Annotated in this window: 20 protein-coding genes and 1 pseudogene; 10 read left to right on the plus strand and 11 right to left on the minus strand. The window is 62.0% G+C overall.

The annotated features are described in order from the left end of the window. Positions 1 to 119: 119 nt before the first annotated feature. From LQ220_RS16380 to LQ220_RS16400, 5 genes are all read right to left on the minus strand, one after another. Positions 120 to 1,246 (minus strand): IS3 family transposase gene (locus LQ220_RS16380; protein ID WP_217988819.1). Its coding sequence is split into 2 segments (ribosomal slippage): positions 120 to 1,015 and positions 1,015 to 1,246, totalling 1,128 coding nucleotides; the frame shifts between segments, so codons are not numbered across the junction. 32 nt (positions 1,247 to 1,278) lie between these two features. Continuing rightward, positions 1,279 to 1,689 carry a response regulator gene (locus LQ220_RS16385; RefSeq protein ID WP_230189221.1) on the minus strand — a complete coding sequence of 137 codons (411 nt, stop codon included), beginning with the start codon at positions 1,687 to 1,689 and terminating at the stop codon, positions 1,279 to 1,281. An 83-nt stretch (positions 1,690 to 1,772) separates the two neighbouring features. Beyond that, positions 1,773 to 2,624: a sigma-70 family RNA polymerase sigma factor gene (locus LQ220_RS16390; protein ID WP_230189222.1), complete on the minus strand. Its 852-nt coding sequence runs from the start codon at positions 2,622 to 2,624 to the stop codon at positions 1,773 to 1,775. Further along, positions 2,621 to 3,061, minus strand: coding sequence for a periplasmic heavy metal sensor (locus tag LQ220_RS16395; RefSeq protein WP_230189223.1), 441 nt, complete (start codon positions 3,059 to 3,061; stop codon positions 2,621 to 2,623). Before LQ220_RS16395 ends, LQ220_RS16390 begins: the two co-directional genes overlap by 4 nt. Continuing rightward, positions 3,061 to 3,333 carry a hypothetical protein gene (locus LQ220_RS16400; RefSeq protein ID WP_031290677.1) on the minus strand — a complete coding sequence of 91 codons (273 nt, stop codon included), beginning with the start codon at positions 3,331 to 3,333 and terminating at the stop codon, positions 3,061 to 3,063. Before LQ220_RS16400 ends, LQ220_RS16395 begins: the two co-directional genes overlap by 1 nt. 132 nt (positions 3,334 to 3,465) lie before the next feature. Between LQ220_RS16400 and copC the strand changes: the two genes are divergently transcribed. The 6 genes from copC (at position 3,466) to LQ220_RS16430 (ending at position 8,735) form a co-directional block, all read left to right on the plus strand. Then, complete coding sequence (copC, locus tag LQ220_RS16405; protein ID WP_021244014.1) at positions 3,466 to 3,849, plus strand: copper homeostasis periplasmic binding protein CopC; 384 nt, start codon at positions 3,466 to 3,468, stop codon at positions 3,847 to 3,849. A gap of 4 nt (positions 3,850 to 3,853) precedes the next feature. Next, positions 3,854 to 4,783, plus strand: a complete 930-nt coding sequence (gene copD / locus LQ220_RS16410) for a copper homeostasis membrane protein CopD (RefSeq protein ID WP_043153217.1) — start codon at positions 3,854 to 3,856, stop codon at positions 4,781 to 4,783. A gap of 227 nt (positions 4,784 to 5,010) precedes the next feature. Further along, positions 5,011 to 7,368, plus strand: a complete 2,358-nt coding sequence (locus tag LQ220_RS16415) for a heavy metal translocating P-type ATPase (RefSeq protein WP_043153218.1) — start codon at positions 5,011 to 5,013, stop codon at positions 7,366 to 7,368. A gap of 10 nt (positions 7,369 to 7,378) precedes the next feature. Continuing rightward, positions 7,379 to 7,915 carry an SRPBCC family protein gene (locus tag LQ220_RS16420; protein WP_221214393.1) on the plus strand — a complete coding sequence of 179 codons (537 nt, stop codon included), beginning with the start codon at positions 7,379 to 7,381 and terminating at the stop codon, positions 7,913 to 7,915. Continuing rightward, a complete protein-coding gene (gene cueR / locus LQ220_RS16425) occupies positions 7,912 to 8,310 on the plus strand; it encodes a Cu(I)-responsive transcriptional regulator (RefSeq protein ID WP_043153220.1) in 399 nt (132 codons plus the stop codon). The genes LQ220_RS16420 and cueR overlap by 4 nt, the downstream gene beginning before the upstream one ends. Before the next feature lie 41 nt (positions 8,311 to 8,351). Continuing rightward, on the plus strand, positions 8,352 to 8,735 hold the full coding sequence (locus LQ220_RS16430; protein ID WP_230189225.1) for a hypothetical protein: 384 nt from the start codon (positions 8,352 to 8,354) through the stop codon (positions 8,733 to 8,735). Between the two features lie 187 nt (positions 8,736 to 8,922). On the opposite strand, the gene LQ220_RS16435 is transcribed toward LQ220_RS16430, so the two are convergent. From LQ220_RS16435 to LQ220_RS16450, 4 genes are all read right to left on the minus strand, one after another. Continuing rightward, on the minus strand, positions 8,923 to 9,543 hold the full coding sequence (locus LQ220_RS16435) for a response regulator (RefSeq protein ID WP_043153223.1): 621 nt from the start codon (positions 9,541 to 9,543) through the stop codon (positions 8,923 to 8,925). A 214-nt stretch (positions 9,544 to 9,757) separates the two neighbouring features. Further along, entirely contained in the window at positions 9,758 to 10,642 is an 885-nt protein-coding gene (locus LQ220_RS16440) for a ribose-phosphate pyrophosphokinase (protein WP_043153225.1), read from the minus strand. After that, positions 10,639 to 12,177 (minus strand): thymidine phosphorylase family protein, encoded by a 1,539-nt coding sequence (locus LQ220_RS16445; protein ID WP_043153228.1) that lies wholly within the window; start codon positions 12,175 to 12,177, stop codon positions 10,639 to 10,641. Before LQ220_RS16445 ends, LQ220_RS16440 begins: the two co-directional genes overlap by 4 nt. Beyond that, positions 12,174 to 13,634, minus strand: a complete 1,461-nt coding sequence (locus LQ220_RS16450; RefSeq protein WP_230189226.1) for an MBL fold metallo-hydrolase — start codon at positions 13,632 to 13,634, stop codon at positions 12,174 to 12,176. Before LQ220_RS16450 ends, LQ220_RS16445 begins: the two co-directional genes overlap by 4 nt. A 251-nt stretch (positions 13,635 to 13,885) precedes the next feature. Here LQ220_RS16450 and LQ220_RS16455 point away from each other — a divergent pair, with 251 nt between their 5' ends. The 3 genes from LQ220_RS16455 to LQ220_RS16465 all read left to right on the plus strand — a co-directional run bounded on the left by LQ220_RS16455 (position 13,886) and on the right by LQ220_RS16465 (position 15,654). Continuing rightward, positions 13,886 to 14,146, plus strand: coding sequence for a DUF2933 domain-containing protein (locus tag LQ220_RS16455; RefSeq protein WP_043153230.1), 261 nt, complete (start codon positions 13,886 to 13,888; stop codon positions 14,144 to 14,146). Continuing rightward, positions 14,143 to 14,817 (plus strand): isoprenylcysteine carboxylmethyltransferase family protein, encoded by a 675-nt coding sequence (locus tag LQ220_RS16460; protein WP_043153233.1) that lies wholly within the window; start codon positions 14,143 to 14,145, stop codon positions 14,815 to 14,817. The genes LQ220_RS16455 and LQ220_RS16460 overlap by 4 nt, the downstream gene beginning before the upstream one ends. An 87-nt stretch (positions 14,818 to 14,904) precedes the next feature. Then, positions 14,905 to 15,654, plus strand: a complete 750-nt coding sequence (locus LQ220_RS16465; protein WP_230189227.1) for a Bax inhibitor-1/YccA family protein — start codon at positions 14,905 to 14,907, stop codon at positions 15,652 to 15,654. A 334-nt stretch (positions 15,655 to 15,988) separates the two neighbouring features. Here the strand turns inward: LQ220_RS16465 and LQ220_RS16470 are convergent. Then, positions 15,989 to 16,486: pseudogene (locus LQ220_RS16470) on the minus strand (SLC13 family permease); the annotation flags it as partial. 332 nt (positions 16,487 to 16,818) lie between these two features. Between LQ220_RS16470 and LQ220_RS16475 the strand changes: the two are divergent. Next, on the plus strand, positions 16,819 to 17,892 hold the full coding sequence (locus LQ220_RS16475; RefSeq protein WP_081764204.1) for a PAS domain S-box protein: 1,074 nt from the start codon (positions 16,819 to 16,821) through the stop codon (positions 17,890 to 17,892). Between the two features lie 208 nt (positions 17,893 to 18,100). Here LQ220_RS16475 and LQ220_RS16480 read toward each other — a convergent pair whose 3' ends face one another. Then, a complete protein-coding gene (locus tag LQ220_RS16480; RefSeq protein WP_043153125.1) occupies positions 18,101 to 19,105 on the minus strand; it encodes an IS30 family transposase in 1,005 nt (334 codons plus the stop codon). Positions 19,106 to 19,312: the final 207 nt, after the last annotated feature.

Consider the following 19,312-nt stretch of genomic DNA (forward strand, 5'->3'; position numbering starts at 1 on the left):
GAGCGTGAATGTCTGCTTCACCAATTTTTAGCGATTTTCGGTTTCGTCATGCCTGCTCGGTCTCGATGGTGGCGTGGCTGATTGGACTTGTAACGGTTTTGTGCCGGTCACCTATCTCATTAAGCCACCTTGGCTTCGAAGGCGAGCGGGCTGATGCCGCCCAGATATGAATGTCGGCGGCGGGTGTTGTAGAACCCGTTGATGTACTGAAAGATGGCGGCTTCTGCCTGACGCCGTGTCGGCCAGCTCTGCCGCCAGATGAGTTCGGCCTTCAGGGATTTGAAGAAGGTCTCGACGGACGCATTGTCGTAGCAATTTCCCTTGCCGCTCATCGATGGACGCAGGCCATAGGCCTGCAGCTTTTTCTGATAGTCGTAAGAACAATATTGGCTGCCACGATCCGAATGAAAAAAGCAGCCTTCCGGAGGCTGGCGCAGGCGCACCGCCATATCCAGCGCTCTGATCGCCAAGTCCTTCTTCATTCTGTCACTGACTGCCCAGCCCACGACGCGACGGCTATGCAGGTCGAGAATGACGGCAAGGTAGAGCCAGCCCTCCGACGTCCAGATATAAGTAATGTCGCCCGCCCATTTCCGATTGGGAGCATCGGCGGCAAAATCACCGTCCAACCAGTTTGCCGCGACACCCAAGCGATGGTGACTGTCCGTCGTAACCTTGTGCTTGCGCGTGCGGACTGGCTTGATCCCGTTGATCTTCATCAGGCGCCCGACCCGGCGCTCGCCAACGGCGAGGCCGACCTCCTTGAGTTCCATTGTCATCCTCGGACGACCATAGCTGCCAAGGCTGAGGCGATACTGTTCCCGGATATGTGCCAGCACTTTCATATCCGTGCGCGCACGTTGGCTGATCGGTCGCGAGCGCCAGGATCGATAGCCGCGCTCACTGACAAGCATGACACGGCAGAGCAGTTCGACGGGCCACCGGTGCCGCCAGCTATGCACAAAAGCGAACTTCACGGCCTTTGGCTCGCGAAGAACTGCGTGGCCTTTTTTAGTACTTCCCTCTCCTCCCGCAGCACACGGTTCTCAAGGCGAAGGCGTTCATTCTCACGTGCCAGATCTGCCTGCGGCGCTGAAACCAGATCACTGGGCCGATACTGCGACACCCACTTGCCCAGCGTCGACTTCCCTATCCCCAAATCCGATGCGACCCGGTCGCGAGGCAATCCGCTGGTCAGCGCAATCCGCACCGCCTCCTGCTTGAACTCTTCTGTATGCTTGATCATCTCGTCGGTCTCCTGTTGCGAGCTCTAATCGCTCAGGTGACCGGCGCAAATCCGTTACAAGTCCAGTGCTGCCCGACGGCATCGAGGAGAGCCCGACCGATCAACGGCTTGGCAATGATGTGATCAAAGCCGGCTTCGGCGGCACGCTGCGCCAGCACGACGTCATGAAAGCCCGATATCATGATCGCGTGTCCCGACCAGCCAGTCTGCCTGAGATGGCGCAGGATGGCGAAACCGTCGATATCGGGCATCCGATAATCGAGGATTACACAGTCGGCCTCGTTTGCTCGAGGATCGGCCAACAGCGCACGACCTGTCGTGTAGCCGTACACCTTATAGCCGCGCGATCGCAGCAGCAACTGAACGCTGCGCCGCACGCCCGGATCGTCGTCAGAGACAAGGATGGTGTAGCGGCCATCGCACCGGGCACTGACAGATAACATCGCGCGTGATCAATATACCGGTTGAAACCGCTATATCGGTCGCACGGTCACGGCTCAGGGTCGCTACGTAAACTTCGCAGTTACTAGGGTTTGCGGCCCAATCCGGCGGCGAAGGCGATCCTGAGCGCCTCGGACAGGTTGCGGACATCCAGCTTGGTCATGACGCTGGCGCGGTGAACCTCGACCGTCCGCGATGAGCATCCCAGATCGTAGGCAATGGTTTTGTTGGGGTAGCCATTCGCCAAACCCTCGAGCACTTCACGCTCCCGGGGCGTCAGGGCGGCGATGCGCACTTGGGCGTCGGTTGCCTCTATCGCGCGGACGTCGGCATCGTCTATGCGCCCAAAGGCGCGGGTAACTGCTTGAAGGAGGGCAGCCTTCTCGAACGGCTTTTCCAGAAAGTCGACGGCGCCGGCCTTCATCGCCTGCACTGCAACCGAGACATCACCATGCCCTGTGAGAACGACGACCGGCATGTTGATCCCGCGCTCGGCCATGGCGGCCTGAACCGCCAGGCCATCCATTTCCGGCATGCGCACGTCGAGGATAACGCAGCCAATTGTCGCGGACCTGGCCACCTTGAGAAATTCCACCCCTGACGCATAGGTTTCGACAACATAGCCTGCCGTCTTCAGCGCAAAGCCGGCCGCGCGCCGAATTGCTTCCTCGTCGTCGACGAGGTGAATGATCCGCCTACGGGAGAGCCAGGCGCGGAACGATCGTTTGCCGTCATAGCGGCCTAGCGCGCTGAACGCCGAGACGAAGCAGGTCTGGGTTACATCGATAGCTTCCTCGCTATCGCCGACGTGACTGCGCACGAGCCGGTACACCCAGCCCTGGTGGCGTCGCACCAGTTCGCCGAACGCTGCTTGTCGGCCTGCCAGGGCCAGACCCGCAAGCTCCCCGTCCGAGCAGTCGGGGAGGTGGAGCGTCATTTTTTCTGGGCCGTGAGTGCTTTCACCACGGCTTCGTCGAACTTCGCCGCCTGGTCGGGACGGAGCACTGCGCGCATCGCGAATATATGCTCCAGCGTCTCCTTCTGTAGTTCGCCCATTGCCTGATGCGAGCGGTCGACAGCGGCCGAGACTCTTGGGCCATAGCCATGTTCGGCCTCGATCGCCTCGGCAAGGCGTGCATTGTCGGCGCGCAGCTCGGCTTCGAGCGCCTCGCGGCGAATGGCGTAGCTCTTCTCGATCTTCTCGAGGCGTGCGTGCTGCCCTGCATCGAGCTTGAGATCGCGGTGTAGCAATTCGTGAAGTTCATTCTCGACGGGCCGATCGGGCACCACATAGACGCGCCCGATCACCACGCCGGCGATCGCCGCGGCAAATGTCAGCAGCGCCAGAAGAACCAGCCGCCGAGGATCGCGCATCACCGCGATCCAAGCAGCGACGAGGGCGCCAAGGCCAGCTGGGCGTCGAACGGCGTGATGGTGCTCGCACCGGCGGATGCCGCGGGCAGCCCAGAGCCGGCAATCCCGATGAGAAGCGCCGCGACCGCAGCAATGCCGAACATGGTGTTGCCTACGCTTGGACTTGCCTGGATGCGCGCGATCTCCGCCATCACCCGATCGTCGAGACCGTGTAGCCGCCGATCGAGCGGCGCATCGCGCAAGCGTCCGAGAAGTGTGTCGAGATCCGTCATCTGCATTCTCCTTCAACCTTAGAATACGCAATAACCCATCATGCCCCTCATGCGATGCGCGCGTGAATATTTTGAGGGGTAAGCCTCGGCGCTGCGTATTCAGCAATACCGTTCTTCGAAGGAGTTGCTTTCATGCCTGCACCGCATCGCCTTGCCCTGGCCGCGCTCGCCGCCAGCGTGCTCGTCGCATCCCCGGCCTTCGCCCATCCCAAGCTCCTGTCCTCGACGCCTGTCGCCAATGCGAGCGTCGCGGCCCCGTCGAAGATCACGCTCACTTTCAGCGAGGGCTTGATGCCCAGGCTGTCGGGCGCCGAGATCGTCATGACCGGCATGCCCGGCATGCCCAACCATCGCATGGCGGTCACGGGCTTCAAGACCTCGACCGGCGCTGACGGCAAGACGCTTATCCTGACGCTCGCGCGACCGCTCTCGGCCGGAAGCTATCAGGTCGCCTGGCATGTCGTCTCGACCGATACGCACCGGATTCAGGGCAACCTCGCCTTCACTGTGACGTGACCCGGTGAGCGACGTGGCTCTCGTCGCGATCCGCTGGGCGCTCTACGTCGACCTCGGGCTGCTGTTCGGTCTGCCGCTGTTTGCGCTCTATGCGCTCGGCGGCGGGCGGACCGGGCGGCGGCACCTGCCGATGGTCGCTCCGCTCATCGGCCTCGCGGTGCTCGGCCTCATCCTCTCTTCGCTGGGTTTCCTGTTCCAGGGAGCGGCCATGGCCGGCGTGCCGTTCACCCAGCCGGACATGTCGATCCTCGGCGACCTCCTCGACGAAACGGCGCTGGGCCTCGCGCTCAAGATACGAATGCTGGCGCTTCTTTTCGTGCTGTTCGGCGCTGCGCTGCTGAGCCGATTGCCGCGCGGCGCCACCCTGGGTGTGACGGTCGCAGGCGCAGTCGCGCTGGCGACGCTTGCCTGGTCGGGTCACGGCGCGGCCGGGGAAGGCAATGCGGGGTGGCTGCAACTTGCGGCCGACCTCCTTCATCTCTTTGCGGCCGGGGCATGGGTCGGGGCGATCGCCGCCTTTCTCATCCTGACCCTGCCGACGATCGCGACCGATGACATGGAGCGGGCAATGCTGGCCGAGTGCGCCCTGCGCGGCTTCGCAAGCGTCGGCACGCTGATCGTTGGCCTGCTCATTCTCACCGGCGCCATCAACGGCGCCTTTTTGGTCGGCCCTGACCATGTCCTGACGCTGGCGCAATCGACCTATGGGCTGCTGCTGATCGCCAAGCTCCTGCTTTTTGCCGCGATGGTCGGCCTTGCCGGACTCAACCGCTTCCGCCTCACGCCCGCGCTGAATTTCGCCATTGCGCAACAGGACGCGGCGGCGGCGATGGTCCTGTTGCGCAAGAGCTTGCTCGTCGAGGGCTGCCTGGCGGTCGTCATTCTAGGGCTCGTCGCATGGCTGGGAACACTGTCTCCGCCAATGTCGGTCTAGCGCAATGCCAACCGCCCGAGCAGAGCGAGCGCCATGCAGTCCTACGCGCCGCCCTTGGGAGCCGGATCAACGCAGCCCGGGATCGACTTGAGACATATCCCTGTTTCGCGCAGCCGGGTGTCGAGCGTGGGGGCGTTGAGCACCAGCCTCGCCGCTTAGGAGAATACGTATTGACCCTGACACGGTGTCAGACCCTACATCGTCAGGCGTCGAAAAGGAGCAAGGCGATGAACGAGACACACTCAGCGGCGCATGGAGGCGGTTGCTGCGGCGGCCACGGTGCGGCGAAACCAGTGGCGGGCGTGAAGGATCCGGTCTGCGGCATGACCGTCGATCCGGCCAAGACCGCCCATCATGCCGAGCATGGCGGCAAGAGCTGGCATTTCTGCAGCGCGGGCTGCCGCTCCAAGTTCATTGCCGATCCGGAGCGCTACTTCCGGCCGGCCGCGTCGCCGGCCGAGGCCCCCGAAGGCACGATCTGGACATGCCCGATGCATCCCGAGATCCGTCAGGACCATCCCGGTGCCTGCCCGATCTGCGGCATGGCGCTCGAGCCGGCAACGGTGACCGCCGACAGCGGCCCCAGTCATGAGCTGATCGATTTCACGCGGCGGTTCTGGGTTGGTCTGGTGCTCGCGGTTCCCGTGTTGATCCTCGAAATGGGGGCGCACCTCTTCCCGGTAATCCATCGCTTGGTGCCGATGTCGGTCTCGGTCTGGGTTCAGCTCGTCCTCGCCACCCCGGTCGTGCTCTGGGCCGGATGGCCGTTCTTCGTGCGGGGCTGGGCCTCGCTCAAGACCCGCAATCTCAACATGTTCACTCTGATCGCCATGGGGACCGGCGTCGCCTGGGTCTACAGCGTCGTCGCGACGCTCGCCCCGCAGATATTTCCGCCCGCATTCCGCGCCGGGGACGGGATGGTCGCGGTCTATTTTGAGGCGGCCGCAGTGATCACCGTCCTTGTGCTGCTGGGGCAGGTACTGGAGCTGCGTGCGCGAGAACGCACCTCCGGCGCGATCAAGGCTCTGCTCAATCTCGCGCCCAAGACCGCGCGTCGCATCGCCGCTGACGGCGCGGAGGAAGAGGTCGGTCTCGAGTTGATCGCCGTGGGCGACCGCCTGCGGGTACGTCCCGGCGAGAAGGTGCCGGTCGACGGCGTGGTCGAGGATGGACGCTCCTCGCTCGACGAATCGATGGTCACCGGCGAATCCATGCCCGTTACCAAGGCCAGGCAAGACAAGGTCATCGGCGGCACGCTCAACCAGACCGGCGCGCTCGTCATCGTCGCCGACAAGGTCGGGCGCGACACGATGCTCGCGCGCATCGTCCAGATGGTCGCGGAGGCGCAGCGCTCGCGCGCGCCGATCCAGCGCATGGCCGATCAGGTCTCGGGCTGGTTCGTCCCCGTCGTCATCGGCATCGCTATCATCGCCTTCATCGCCTGGAGCATCTGGGGCCCGGAGCCGCGCTTCGCCTACGGGCTCGTCGCGGCCGTTGCCGTGCTGATCATCGCCTGTCCCTGCGCGCTCGGGTTGGCCACGCCGATGTCAATCATGGTCGGTGTCGGCCGGGGCGCGGGGCTCGGCGTCCTCATCAAGAATGCCGAGGCCCTTGAGCATATGGAAAAGGTCGACACGCTCGTCGTCGACAAGACCGGCACGCTTACCGAAGGCCGTCCGGCTGTCACGCAGGTCGTGCCGGCTTCCGGCTTCGACGAAGCGGAGCTGCTGCGTCTTGCCGCATCGGTGGAGCGTGCGTCCGAGCATCCGCTGGCACTTGCGATCGTCGAGGCCGCGAAAGACCGTGGCATCGCCATGAGCGAGGTGAGCGACTTCGACTCTCCGACAGGGCGCGGCGCGCTCGGCACCGTCGATGGCCGCCGGATCGTCCTCGGCAATGCCCGCTTCCTGGGCGAGGAGGGGATCGCGACGGAAGCGCTGGCTGAGCAGGCCGACACGCTTCGCCGCGATGGCGCCACGGCGATCTTCATCGGTGTCGACGGCAAGGTGGGAGGAGCGTTCGCGATCGCCGATCCTGTGAAGCAGACGACACCCGAAGCGTTGGCCGCGCTCAAGGCGGAAGGTATCCGCGTCGTCATGCTGACCGGCGACAACCGCACGACCGCCGAAGCGGTCGCGAGACGCCTCGGGATCGACGATGTCGAGGCCGAAGTTCTGCCAGACCAGAAGAGTGCCGTGGTCGCTCGTCTTAAAGCCGAAGGCCGCGTCGTCGCGATGGCTGGAGATGGCGTCAACGACGCGCCGGCGCTGGCTGCCGCCGATGTCGGCATCGCCATGGGCTCGGGGACGGACGTTGCGATCGAGAGCGCGGGCGTGACGCTCCTCAAGGGCGATCTCATGGGCATCGTGCGGGCACGGCGGTTGAGCCAGGCGACCATGTCCAACATCCGCCAGAACCTGGTCTTCGCCTTCATCTACAATGTCGCCGGGGTCCCGGTCGCGGCGGGCGTCCTCTATCCGCTGTTCGGCATCCTCCTGTCACCGATCATCGCGGCGTTGGCGATGGCGCTGTCTTCGGTGAGCGTTGTCACGAACGCGCTCCGCCTCAACCGGCAAGCGCTGTGAAGCAAGGATCATGGCTGCCGACACCGCCGTGATGTCGCAACTCACGCATCACCTCGAAGAGGTTCGCGAAACCGCTGCCGCTTCGGATGCGCTGTTCGTGCGGCTCGACGATCCGGCATCGCTCGCCAGTCACATGACCGGGTCGTTCTGGATGATGGGCGGCGGCGGGATAGAGTATCTGCTCGATGAGCAGTGCGGCAAGGCGATCGGCTCGCGTATCACCATGATCGGCTCGGCCTTCGGGCTCAACCTCCGAGTGGACGAGGTGGTGGTTGAGCATGAGCCCCCGCGGCGCAAGCGATGGCGAACCGTCGGTGCACCGCAGCTCCTGATTATCGGCGGCTACGAGATGGGCTTCGAGATCGAGCCCTTGCCGTCGGGATCGCGATTGCGGGTGTGGATCGACTATGGCTTGCCCGGTTCGTTCCCGGGGCGACTCTTGGGCGCGCTGTTCGCGGGCTTCTACGCCCGCTGGTGCGTGGACCGGATGGTCGGGGATGCCGCCCGCACCTTTCCTCTCAAGGCGGGCGAGAAGGGCTCAGCATGAATATCGGGGAGGCTTCGAAACAGACCGGCGTCTCGGAGCGGATGATCCGCCACTATGAGAAGATCGGCCTCATCCCGGCGCCGCCGCGCCGGGGCGCGGGCTATCGCGACTATGGCGAGCGCGACCTTTATCGCCTGCGGTTCATCGCCAATGCGCGCGATCTCGGCTTCCCGATCGCGGAAATTCGGACCCTGCTCAGCCTTTGGGCGGATAATGGCCGCAACAGCGCCGATGTGAAGCGGGTTGCGCTGGCGCGTGCGGAGGAACTTCAGCGCAAGGCCGAAGCCCTGACTACCCTGCGGAAGACACTCCTCGATCTTGCCGAGCAGTGTCACGGCGACGAACGGCCGGATTGTCCCATCATCGCTGAGCTGACTGTCGGTAGAAAATGGTAAAGCAGCCCGTCTCTCGGATCAGACCCGCTCTGGTGGGCGGAGTGTTGATCGCACTTGGCGTTCTCACGATGGGGCTTTCGATATATTTCCTCGGATTCCGTCCACCACTGCTCCCGGAGGATGTTCGCTATATTGGCGGCAATCCGCAGGCTCTTTCGCCAGCATTGCGGGATTGGCTTGGCATCGTATTTAACACGTGGGGAGGCTTTATCGCGGGATACGGAACCATGTTGACCGGAGCCGGCGTTTTCATGCTGACTGGGCGGAATAGCTGGCTGATCAGGGCGACCGCACTAAGTCTCCTGATCGTATTCGGCCGCTTTCTTTACAGCAATATCGTCCTGAGTTCCGACTTTCTGTGGGTTATTGCGGGCCTGTTTGCGTTGTCATTGGCCGCCGTTTATCTTCTCATCGTTGAACTCTAACGCGATTTTGAGATAGCGATCGAAGATCGGCTTGCCCTTTGGCAGGAATGAGCCCGCACCAAAGCCGCCGGCCGGGGTGGTATCATCACCTTCTTGGCGAAGGTGGCGCAGCTTATGACGGCGTTTCGCTGTCACTCCGGGCTGGCTAAGCCGAAGGAAGCGCAGTTATATGGCTGTGTTTAGAGGCTCACGGCAGCTTTCCCATTCCTGCCGAAAAGGCGATCCTCAAGGTTTGGGAAAGGGTATGGACGCCGAGTTTGGACATGAGGTTGGCGCGATGGACCTCGACCGTTCGGGAAGAGATGCCGAGGTCGTAGGCGATAGTCTTGTTCGGGTGGCCCTGGGCGAGACCTTCAAGAACATCCCTTTCACGCTGCGTCAGCAGATCAATCAGCCTCCGCGCTCCGGCTTCTTCGACGGTACGGCTATCTGCCCGATCAATGCGCGCGAAAGCGCGGTCGATCGCATCGAGCAGTATGGCCCTTTCGATCGGCTTGGCGAGAAAGTCCACGGCGCCTGCCTTCATCGCCTGGACTGCCAGCGCCACATCGCCATTTCCGGTCAGCACGACGACCGGCATGTCGATGTTTATCTGTGCCAGGGCGGCCTGAACCTCTAGACCATCCATGTCCGGCATATGCATGTCCAAAATGACGCACCCGTTCTCGGCCTCATCTGCACTCTGCAGAAATTCCGGTCCCGACGCATAAGTCTCAACGACAAACCCCGCCGTGCGTAGCGTGAATCCAACTGCTTTCCTGATTGTCTCTTCGTCATCGACGATATGAACGACGCGCTTGTCCCCCATGGTCCTCCTAGGCAAACCGAACCGGCACCATGCTGCAGCGGCGATCATGGCGCCGCTTCGCGCGGGCCTTGTGCGGGTTGGACCATAGTCCAAGGTCAAGAGGGATTTGCACTGTTGCACGCGCGGGGCTGATCGCACACGCGTTCCAGTCGGTGCGGACGGTCAGGAACGTGCGATCGTTGGCTCACCAATCGCGAAGGTGGACCCATGCCGATTACAGGAGGCTGTGAACCGCCTCGGCGATCATGGGCACCGTGTCGATACCGTTAGAAGCGTGGACAACTGTGTTGGTGCTGACGATGCGGCCAACAAGCGCGCCCAGCACCTGTGCTGCGTCTCCCGCGAAGAGGGGATGCACCACCGCGCAATCGGGCGGCGCAAAACCCATGCCAACGAGCTGGCGCGCAGCGCCCGCGAGTGTGCGGCCCGATGAGGCGATATCATCTACCAGCACCGCCTGGCGGTTGGAAAAGGTGGAGGCATCGGGGATCGAGATGGTCACCTCGCGATCGCCGGAACGCGCCTTCTCGCAAACGAGGTACGGCGCGTCAGCGTCCGCTGCTACCTGCGCCACCCATTGCTGGCTTTCCGCGTCGGGTCCAATGATCAGCGGTCGGGCGACATTCTGCTTGATCCAGGACGCCATCAGCGGCGCGGCATGAACGACCCGAGTAGGAATGCGGTAGATTTCCGACAGATCATGATAGCGGTGGAGATGGGGATCGACCGTCACCATCCAGTCGAGATGGCGCGACAGGACGGCGGAAAAGGTGCGCGACGTCACGGCCTCGCCGGGATGGAAGCGCACGTCTTGGCGCATGTAGGCAAGATAGGGAGCGACAAGGCCAGCCTTGCGCGCCCCAAGCTCGCGAACCGTGTCCGCTGCGAACAGAAGTGGCAACAGCTTTGCATTCGGACGATCGAGGCTGCACAGGAGGACGACGTCACGATCGGCGACATCGCTTACGGTCCTGAGATACGATTCTCCGTCCGGGAACTCGCGGTGCTCCAGTACGCCCGGCTGTGCGCCGAGCGCGGCACACAAGGCCTGGAGGAGCGCCTCACTGCCGGGAAGCGCGAAGACGATCGGCCGGCTCATTCCGCGGCGATCCCGAAGATCGCACCATTGCTCACCGCGAAGGCTGCCGCATAGTCGAGTTCGCCTGGGCTCTCGGCATGTATGGTGCACAGGGGTGTGCCTGCCTCAACTCTCTGGTTCAGGCGGCTATGGAGCGCGACTCCCGCGGCTTTGGCCATCGGGGCGCCGGCGAGCTTTGCGACGGTCGCGAGCTTGCGGTTGTCGATGCTGACGAGCCGGCCGGTATAAGGCGCGATCATATCCTGCTGAAATGGGGCAACCGGGGGTGCGCGCATGCCGCCCTGAGCTTCGCAGATGCGTTGGAATTTCGCCCAGGCACGGCCGCTTTCGAGACTTTCCAGCGCCCGCGCGAACCCTCCGCCGGCTGGTGTTGCCCCCGCCAACTCGAAGAGGCCTCCGGCGAGTTCGCATGCGCGCTGCGCGAGATCCTCCGCGCCGGGTTCGCCTTGAAGCACGGCCAGTATATCCTGAGCTTCGAGCGCCGGGCCGATGCCACGTCCGATCGGCTCGGCGCCTGAGCCGCACATTACGCGGGTACGCAAGCCAAAGGCTTCGGCGACCGACGTCAGCGCCGTTGAGAGTGTGTCGGCCGCATCGGCGCTGCGCACCTTGGCAGTCGGACCGACCGGGATGTCGATCACGAGATGGGTCGCGCCGGCGGCGATCTTCTTGGAGAGAACCGAGGCCACCATCTGGCCGACCGCATCGATGTCGAGCACCCGTTCGACTCCGATGATTACATCGTCGGCCGGACTCAGCCGGACGGCGCCGCCCCACACGATACACCCGCCTTCGCGTTCGACCACCCGGCGGATCGCGGGGACGTCGAGGTCGACGGGTGCCAGTACTTCCATCGTGTCGGCGGTGCCGGCCGGCGAGGTGATCGCCCGCGAGGATGTCTTGGGCATGATCAAGCCTTCAGCGGCCATGATCGAGACGACGATCGGCGTCGTGCGATTTCCCGGCAATCCGCCGACACTATGCTTGTCGACGATGACCGCGCCGGGCCAGCTCAGCCGCTCACCGACATCAACCATGGCCCTGGTGAGCCCGATGGTTTCATCCTGATCGAGCGGCACTGCCGAACAGGCCGTCACGAAGGCTGCGAGATGGACATCGCTGTACCGACGCTCGGTGATGTCGCTGATGATCGCGGAGAAGGCCTCTTTGCCAAGCCGGTTCCCGTAGATGCGACGGCGTACGTCGCTGAGCGAGGCGAGCGGCTGGGCGTGCGTGATCTCGACCAGATCGTCGTCACGGACACCGAGCCGATGCCACGCTGTCTCGGACAGGCCTATTTCCCCGGGCGCAGGAGCATCGCCCGAGCTGTGCAGCAAGGAAACCACCACTTCGTTGTCGCCGGCACGGAGGCTGACTTGCGCCCGCGAGGCGAGGCCTTCGGATCGGCAGACCGGGCAGTCGTGGCGCATGACTGCAATGAGGTCGTTGCCGGCTGCGGTCAGGCCGAGGCGGCGCGCCCGCAGCGTCGTCGCGACGGGCTCCGAATCGGCCTCCTCGATTGCAGAAGCTCTCACGCGAGCAGGCCCCAGCTTCCTAATGCCGGCACGCTGCACGACCAGTTCAGTTCTTCCGAGATGCGCTTCGCCAGCACATGCGCGCCGGTCGGCTCGCCGTGAGTGACATAGACGTGTCGTGGCCCCTCGTGCAGCGCGCCGAGCCACCGCATGAGCTCGTCGCTGTCGGCGTGGGCCGAGAGCATGGTGAGGTTCGCGACCTCGGCCGCGACCGGGATATATTCGCCGTGGATCTTGATCGTCCGGGCCCCGCCGATTATCGCCGCGCCGCGTGTCCCCGCCGCCTGGAACCCCGAAAAGAGGATGAGGTTCTTCCCATCGGGTGCGAAGCGCTTGAGATGATGGAGAACGCGGCCGCCGGTCGCCATGCCGCTTGCCGAAATGATGACCTTGGGGGCGGCATTGGCGGTCAGCTCCTTGGACTCCTCGACCTCCCGTACATAATGCGCCACCCCACAGGCAGTTTCGCACTCCGCGCGACTCAGCCGGTGCTCCCCCATGAAGTCGCACATCAGCCCGCTCGCATTGATCGCCATCGGGCTGTCGAGATAGATGGGAATGTCCCGCAGGCGTCCGTCAGCGCGCAGGCGGGACAGGTGATACAGCAGCGACTGGGCGCGCCCGACCGCGAAGGCTGGGATGACGACAGTTCCGCCGCGCCTGACGCATCGTTCGATATGATCACCCAGCACCCTTGCCGGATCGACCTGCTCGTGCCGGCGATCTCCATAGGTTGATTCCACGACGACGTAATCTGCCCGCTCAGGCGGCTCGGGATCCTTCATGACTGCGTCGCCATAACGTCCGACATCGCCGGAGAAGAGGATCGTGCGACCGTTCCAGTCGATCTCGATCGATGCGGCGCCGAGAATATGGCCGGCGCGGTGATAGCGCGCCTTGATACCGTCGGCGATTGCGTGCCACGCTCCGAACTCGACCGTTCGGAACAGCTGCAGCGCCATGCGCGCGTCGGCCTGGGTGTAGAGAGGCAGCGCGGGTTGGTGCCGTGAAAAGCCGTGGCGATTGGCAAACTCGGCGTCCTTCTCCTGGAGGTGTCCGCTGTCCGGCAGAAGAAGTTCGCACAAGGCTTCGGTGGCCCGTGTGCTGAGAACGGTTCCATCCCAGCCGAGACGCGCCATGCGCGGCAGAGCGCCGGAATGATCGAGATGCGCATGGGTCAGCAGCACCAGGTCGACGTCGGCGACCTCGGGCGGAATGGGCGCCCAGTTGAGGCGGCGCAGGTCCCTAGGCCCCTGGAACAGGCCGGAATCGATGACGACCTGCGTCTCGCCGTCATCCACCAGGTAACGCGAGCCCGTGACGGTCTCCGATGCGCCGAGGAAGGCGATGCCGAGACCGTCGGCAGGACGCTCCGCAAGGTCGATCTTTGCCTCGCGCTCGAGCACGGTCGCCCCCAAATGGGCGCGGGACCTGTGTTTCTTCTTTCGCTTGTGCATGAATTCTGGCTGCCTCTCGCGATTATCTAGTGCCGTGCAGATTTCCTGGTCCGAGACGCTAGAAACTATACGCAAAGACCGCAGGTAACGCGGAGCCGCCCTGGCTTCGATGAAAAGGCGGACTACGCTGGGCGGGCAGGGCTGAACCGCAGGGAGCACCGCCGCCCGCGCGGTCCGCTGCGGTGTCTACTTATACCGCGCCTTCTGGACCGGGATCTATGCTCGTCGGGCATTGACCAGAAGAGAGCGGTATGAACGATCATGACCATCAGATACGCCGGCGCGGGACGTTCGTCCTGATCGGATTTCTGCTCGTTGCCGGCTTCTTCCTGATCACTGAGCACACCGCGCACTTTTTTGGCCTGCTCCCCTACCTGATTCTTCTCGCTTGTCCGCTCATGCACCTGTTCATGCATAATGGTCATGGCGGTCATCAGCATGCTCATGACCAGGAGACCGGCCGCGCCCCGCTGGCCAATCTCAATGAGCGCGCCGAGGGAGAGCCGCGATGACGCATATCGATTACGGCTACGGCCTGTGGGGGCTCGCGCTGGTCAACGCAGCCGTGTTCATCCTGTTCGCATTCAGCTTCTTCAAGCCGGCAACCAAGCGCGACTGGCGCAGTTTCGGAGCGTTCAGCGCGTTCATCGTCGCCCTCTTCGCCGAGATGTATGGGTTCCCGCTAACGATTTTCGTGCTTTCAGGATGGCTCCAGTCCCACTTCCCCGGCGTCAACTGGTGGAGCCACGACGCCGGCCACCTCCTCGAGATGATGTTTGGCTGGCGCATCAACCCTCATTTCGGGCTGTTCCACATTGCCAGCTTCGTGCTGATCGGCGCCGGCTTCTGGCTGATCGCCGTTGGATGGACGGCGCTTCATGAAAGCCAGCGCCGGCATAAGCTCGCTACCACCGGAATCTATGGCTTGGTTCGCCACCCACAGTATGATGGGTTCGTATTGGTGATGGTCGGCTTCTTGCTGCAGTGGCCGACCATCCTCACGCTGGCGATGTTTCCAGTACTTGTCGTCATGTATTTGCGTCTGGCACGGGCCGAAGAGCGTGAGGCGCTCGCCGAATTTGGCGATGCTTATCGTCGCTACACAAAGACCGTTCCACCGTTTGTGCCCCACCTTGCGCGCCTGTTCGGTGCGACGCGTGACGCAAGCGCGGATCAACAATGAAATTCCTGCCGGCCGCGACCTTTTGATCGGTCGCATCGCCGAGCTGACTGGAACACGCAATCGCCACACCGAGAAAGAGCACTGGCCATGGCAGATCCGTTGAAACCGACCACATCGCCGCTTGCTGCTCGCGCAATCCCGAAGGGGCCTGCGGCCGCCTTTCATGCGGGACTGCGAGCATATATGCTCGCGGTCTACAACTACATGGCCAGCGGTCTATTGTTGACCGGGATCGTCGCCTTGTTCGTTGTCAACAGCACTGGCGTGCGTGCCGTATTTTTCACGGCGAGCGGCGCTCCGACGTTGCTCGGATGGATCGCGGTCTTCGCACCACTCGCCCTCGTCTTTGCGCTCAGCTTCGGCATCAACCGGCTATCCGAGCGCACCGTCAAGACATTGTTCTGGACTTATGCGATCCTGATGGGCGTGTCGCTCTCGACAATCTTTCTCGCCTATACCGGCGTGAGTGTCGCGCGCACTTTCTTCGTCGCTGCCGCAGCCTTCGGGGGCCTGAGCCTATGGGGTTACACTACCAAGAGGAATCTGTCGGCGTTTGGAACCTTCCTGATCATGGGCGTCGTCGGCCTGCTCATCGCCATGATCGTCAACATGTTCCTGCGGTCGTCCGCTTTGGATCTCATCGTCAGCGCGGTTGGCGTGCTCCTGTTTGCGGGCTTGACGGCTTTCGACACGCAAAAGATCAAGAGCGTCTACTTCGAGGTGGCCGGTTCGGAATTCCACGGCAAGGCGGTCGTGATGGGGGCGCTTACCCTTTATCTCGACTTCATCAACCTGTTCCTGTTCCTGCTGCGCTTCATGGGCGACCGGCGGCAATAGGTCGTGTCGGCTCCAGTGCATTATTGGGACACAGATTCACGGTAGGGCCTTAAATACATCTGTCCTGTAAGAAAACTTAAAGCCGACGTAACGCTGACCGTAAATGCCCGGACGCTAGCGCTGGCGATGCGCGCGTCCGGTTATCCGCAGATTTTGCGGCAGCGCTCTAAGCTGGATTTTGTTTCAACGACGACCATAGGTTTGATATGGCGCTTCAATATTTTGTTTCAAGACACCCTTCGCCGCCACACGAAACTTTGACTTGCTGGTCGATCGCATCAAGGGAAGCTGATTTTGCACGCGATCTTCTTGAAGAGTTCGGCGCGTCAGCTATTCAAAAGGGGAAGAAAGCTCGTATCGCCAAAACGGCAACGGCAAAGGTCAGTAGATTGAGCGGCAATCCGACACGCACGAAATCCATGTAGCGATAACCGCCCATTTGATAGACAATTACGTTTGTCTGGTACCCAAAGGGAGTGGCGAAAGCCGCGCTCCCGGCCATCATGACGGCCACGATAAAAGAGCGTGGACTTACCCCAAGGCTGTCAGCGAGAGCGACGGCGACGGGCAGGACCAAGACGGCGACAGTGGCGTTGGACAGCAATTCCGTCAGGACCATCGTAAGTCCGTAAAGAACGATCAATGCGGTCAGCGGCCCGACCTCGCGCATGGAACCCACCAGCGCTCCGGTAACGGCCGCGGCGAGGCCACTCTCCTCTAACGCGATGCCGATCACCACCATGCCGGCAATGAGGATCAAAATCTCCGGCTTTAGGCCTCCATAGGCTTGGTCGGCGGTAAGCACGCGCAGCAATATAAGCAGGACAGCGCCGGGATTTTATCCGGTTCAGTAGGAGGGGAGAAGCCGCCCTCGTTTTCCCACCTTGCAAGCGCCTTTTGGCGTTGCCGACGCCCATCGTCCGTTTCATTTGGCTCTAAATCTGTCATTTTCTAAGCTCCTCCTCAATCCTCACCGCTCACCAGCTTCGCCTCCCTCGGTCGCTCTCTTTGCCCATGGCTAAACGGCGGAGCGGGGCGCGGGAGCCATGCATTGCCCCGCAGCTGCAGAAGCGTGATCAGCTGACAGCTTCCGACTTTATGCCGCGCAACGGCGGGCATCTGAGAGAGACTTATGCGATCGAATAAGGTAGGACCGCAGGCGCAATGAAGGAACGCGACCCATCCACGCTACCACGATCGAAAACCGCCGACGCAACGCTGTGCGATGAGGCCTGCCGTCAGAGTGACCTGTTACGACACCGGGAAGCGCAGGAGTCGAATGCCTGGCTCGTGGCGATCGTAGAGAATTCTCATGACGCCATACTGAGCAAAACGCTCGACGGGATTGTCACGAGTTGGAACCGCGGCGCACAGCGGCTTTTAGGGTTCGAGGCTACAGAAATTATCGGACAACCGATCACCAAGATCATACCGGATGACTGCCTCGCCGAGGAGGTGGACATCATCAGCAAGCTCCGACGGGGCGAGCGAATCGACGATTTCGAAACGATTCGTCGCGCAAAAAACGGGGAAATTGTGGAGGTTTCGGTGACGGTGTCGCCAGTTCGTGACGAGGATGGAAACATCATTGGCGCATCCAAGATTTTGCGCGACGTCACCGATGGAAAGCGCGCAGCCCAACGCCAGCTGTTGTTGCTGCGAGAGATGAACCATCGTGTTAAGAATCTGTTCGCGTTGACCTCTGGTCTGGTAGCTTTGAGCGCGCGCAGCGCGGAGAGTGTGGAAGAGCTCGCGGCGACACTTGAGGGTCGAATCTCGTCGCTCGCCAGGGCCCATGCCCTCACACTGCCCGACTTCTCTGAAAACGGCGATCATCTCGGAAGTACCACGTTACTCTCCTTGATTTCGGGCGTGCTAGAGCCGTACCTAGACCTTGCTGATGTCGAGGTTCATGGAGCTGAGATAACAGTGAGCGATCGGCCGCTCACATCTCTCGCACTTCTGCTGCATGAATTTGCCACCAATGCGGCGAAGTATGGCGCGCTGTCCGTGATCGAAGGTAGGTTGAGCGTTGGGGTTTCGTCGGAAGGCTCGACAGTGGAGATTTTGTGGACGGAATCCGGAGGACCCGCGCCCTCTCCCTCGACGGAGGGTTTTGGAACGAAACTTGAGCAAGTCTCGGTCCAAGGACTGAATGGGGCGATCCAGCGTAACTGGCGGACCGATGGCCTGGAAATCCGGTTACGTTTTCCGGTCACAGCACTTGGATGCGGTTAAGCAAGAGCGTGACGTCCGTGTCGCAACAGTAACGAGAAGAACGCGATTCCACCGATGACCCGCACTGCGACGTCGAGAGTGACATCTCTAACTAGCGGAGGGGTGACATTTCTATTGGGCGCTGCGCTTTCCATTTGAAGTGCGACTTCCGTGGCTTGCATAGCACTTCAGCCATGGTTGGGCGAGCCCCAACCATGGCTGACCAAATTTACCCTGCCCGAAGGATGGCAATTTGCTCTCCCAGCACCTCCTGCGGCGTTCGGTAGTCGAGGCATTTGCGGGGCGTGTTGTTGAGCCGGTCAACCAGCGCCTGGAGCTCTTTGTCCGACACCAGCGCGATGTCAGTATCGAGCGGTAGAAAGCGCCGTATTCGGCCGTTGCTGTTTTCGACGCTGCCCTTTTGCCATGGCGCTGATGGCATACAAAAATAGCTGGTCATGCCGAGTTTCTCTCGCAGGGTTAGAAAGGCGGCAAATTCCGTTCCCCTGTCGAAAGTTATGCTTTGGCGAAGGGAAGAGGGCAGGGCCTTCAACTGCCTGTCGATACCCGCCATGACACCGGCCGAGTGACGGCTCGGATTGCGCGTCAGGATCGTAAATCGGCTACGCCGTTCAACCAGCGACGTCAGGTTCGCTTTGCCAAATTCCTGTCGGAAAGCCACCAAGTCGCCTTCCCAATGCCCAAAGCTGGTCCGATGGCCGATCTCCGCAGGCCGCGCCTTGATCGTGTTAGCCAGCGGGATATGAACACCTCGCGGCTTGCGGGCATAGCGCCGACGTCGTGAGCGGCGAGCGCGAGGCAGGAAACGCCACAATCCCTGGTCACTACCTTCGCCGCCATAGACATATTGATAGATCGTCTCGTGGCATATGGAGAGACCGGCCAGGCGATGGCGGCGAACATAGCCAGCGATCTGTTCGGGGGACCAGGCCGCTGCCAGACGATCCATGATATAGATGGCCAGTTCAGGATGGCGCGCAACTTTGGCGCCGCGCACACGGCGACCCGTAGCCTTGGTCTGCGCGATCGTAGGGAAATAGCCGCGGAACAGCGGCTCCTCATCCAGATGCCGGTTGCGTTTGATCTCGCGATAAAGTGTCGAGGGGTGCCGCCCCAATTCCATCGCCGCCTGCTTTACGCTTCGCCCAGTCTGCACCAGACGATATAATATTCCCCGCTCGTCCAATCCCAGGTGATAATATCTGCCCAGCATTCGCATTCCTTGAAAAGGGGAAACCCCATAGAAATCCAAGGAATTCGCACTTCAATCTAGAATCCGCCCCGCTACAAATCTTGTTCCTGCCATTTAGAGAAGTCACAATTTCTGCCATATAGAAATGTCACACGTTGAGGAAAGCAGGGGCTGCGTGGAGCCCTCGGGATAGCGCAGCGCAGACCCTGCTGATGCGCTGATCTTGGG

The sequence above is a fragment of the Sphingobium sp. CECT 9361 genome, from assembly GCF_918741285.1.
Classification (GTDB): Bacteria; Pseudomonadota; Alphaproteobacteria; order Sphingomonadales; family Sphingomonadaceae; genus Sphingobium.

Excerpts from the sequence above, each read along its gene's own strand:
- LQ220_RS16385 (WP_230189221.1), bottom strand. The coding sequence starts at position 1,689 with ATGTTATCTGTCAGTGCCCGGTGCGATGGCCGCTACACCATCCTTGTC.
- LQ220_RS16390 (WP_230189222.1), bottom strand. The coding sequence starts at position 2,624 with ATGACGCTCCACCTCCCCGACTGCTCGGACGGGGAGCTTGCGGGTCTG.
- LQ220_RS16395 (WP_230189223.1), bottom strand. The coding sequence starts at position 3,061 with ATGCGCGATCCTCGGCGGCTGGTTCTTCTGGCGCTGCTGACATTTGCC.
- LQ220_RS16400 (WP_031290677.1), bottom strand. The coding sequence starts at position 3,333 with ATGACGGATCTCGACACACTTCTCGGACGCTTGCGCGATGCGCCGCTC.
- copC (WP_021244014.1), top strand. The coding sequence starts at position 3,466 with ATGCCTGCACCGCATCGCCTTGCCCTGGCCGCGCTCGCCGCCAGCGTG.
- LQ220_RS16415 (WP_043153218.1), top strand. The coding sequence starts at position 5,011 with ATGAACGAGACACACTCAGCGGCGCATGGAGGCGGTTGCTGCGGCGGC.
- LQ220_RS16420 (WP_221214393.1), top strand. The coding sequence starts at position 7,379 with ATGGCTGCCGACACCGCCGTGATGTCGCAACTCACGCATCACCTCGAA.
- cueR (WP_043153220.1), top strand. The coding sequence starts at position 7,912 with ATGAATATCGGGGAGGCTTCGAAACAGACCGGCGTCTCGGAGCGGATG.
- LQ220_RS16435 (WP_043153223.1), bottom strand. The coding sequence starts at position 9,543 with ATGGGGGACAAGCGCGTCGTTCATATCGTCGATGACGAAGAGACAATC.
- LQ220_RS16440 (WP_043153225.1), bottom strand. The coding sequence starts at position 10,642 with ATGAGCCGGCCGATCGTCTTCGCGCTTCCCGGCAGTGAGGCGCTCCTC.
- LQ220_RS16450 (WP_230189226.1), bottom strand. The coding sequence starts at position 13,634 with ATGCACAAGCGAAAGAAGAAACACAGGTCCCGCGCCCATTTGGGGGCG.
- LQ220_RS16455 (WP_043153230.1), top strand. The coding sequence starts at position 13,886 with ATGAACGATCATGACCATCAGATACGCCGGCGCGGGACGTTCGTCCTG.
- LQ220_RS16460 (WP_043153233.1), top strand. The coding sequence starts at position 14,143 with ATGACGCATATCGATTACGGCTACGGCCTGTGGGGGCTCGCGCTGGTC.
- LQ220_RS16465 (WP_230189227.1), top strand. The coding sequence starts at position 14,905 with ATGGCAGATCCGTTGAAACCGACCACATCGCCGCTTGCTGCTCGCGCA.
- LQ220_RS16475 (WP_081764204.1), top strand. The coding sequence starts at position 16,819 with ATGAAGGAACGCGACCCATCCACGCTACCACGATCGAAAACCGCCGAC.
- LQ220_RS16480 (WP_043153125.1), bottom strand. The coding sequence starts at position 19,105 with ATGCTGGGCAGATATTATCACCTGGGATTGGACGAGCGGGGAATATTA.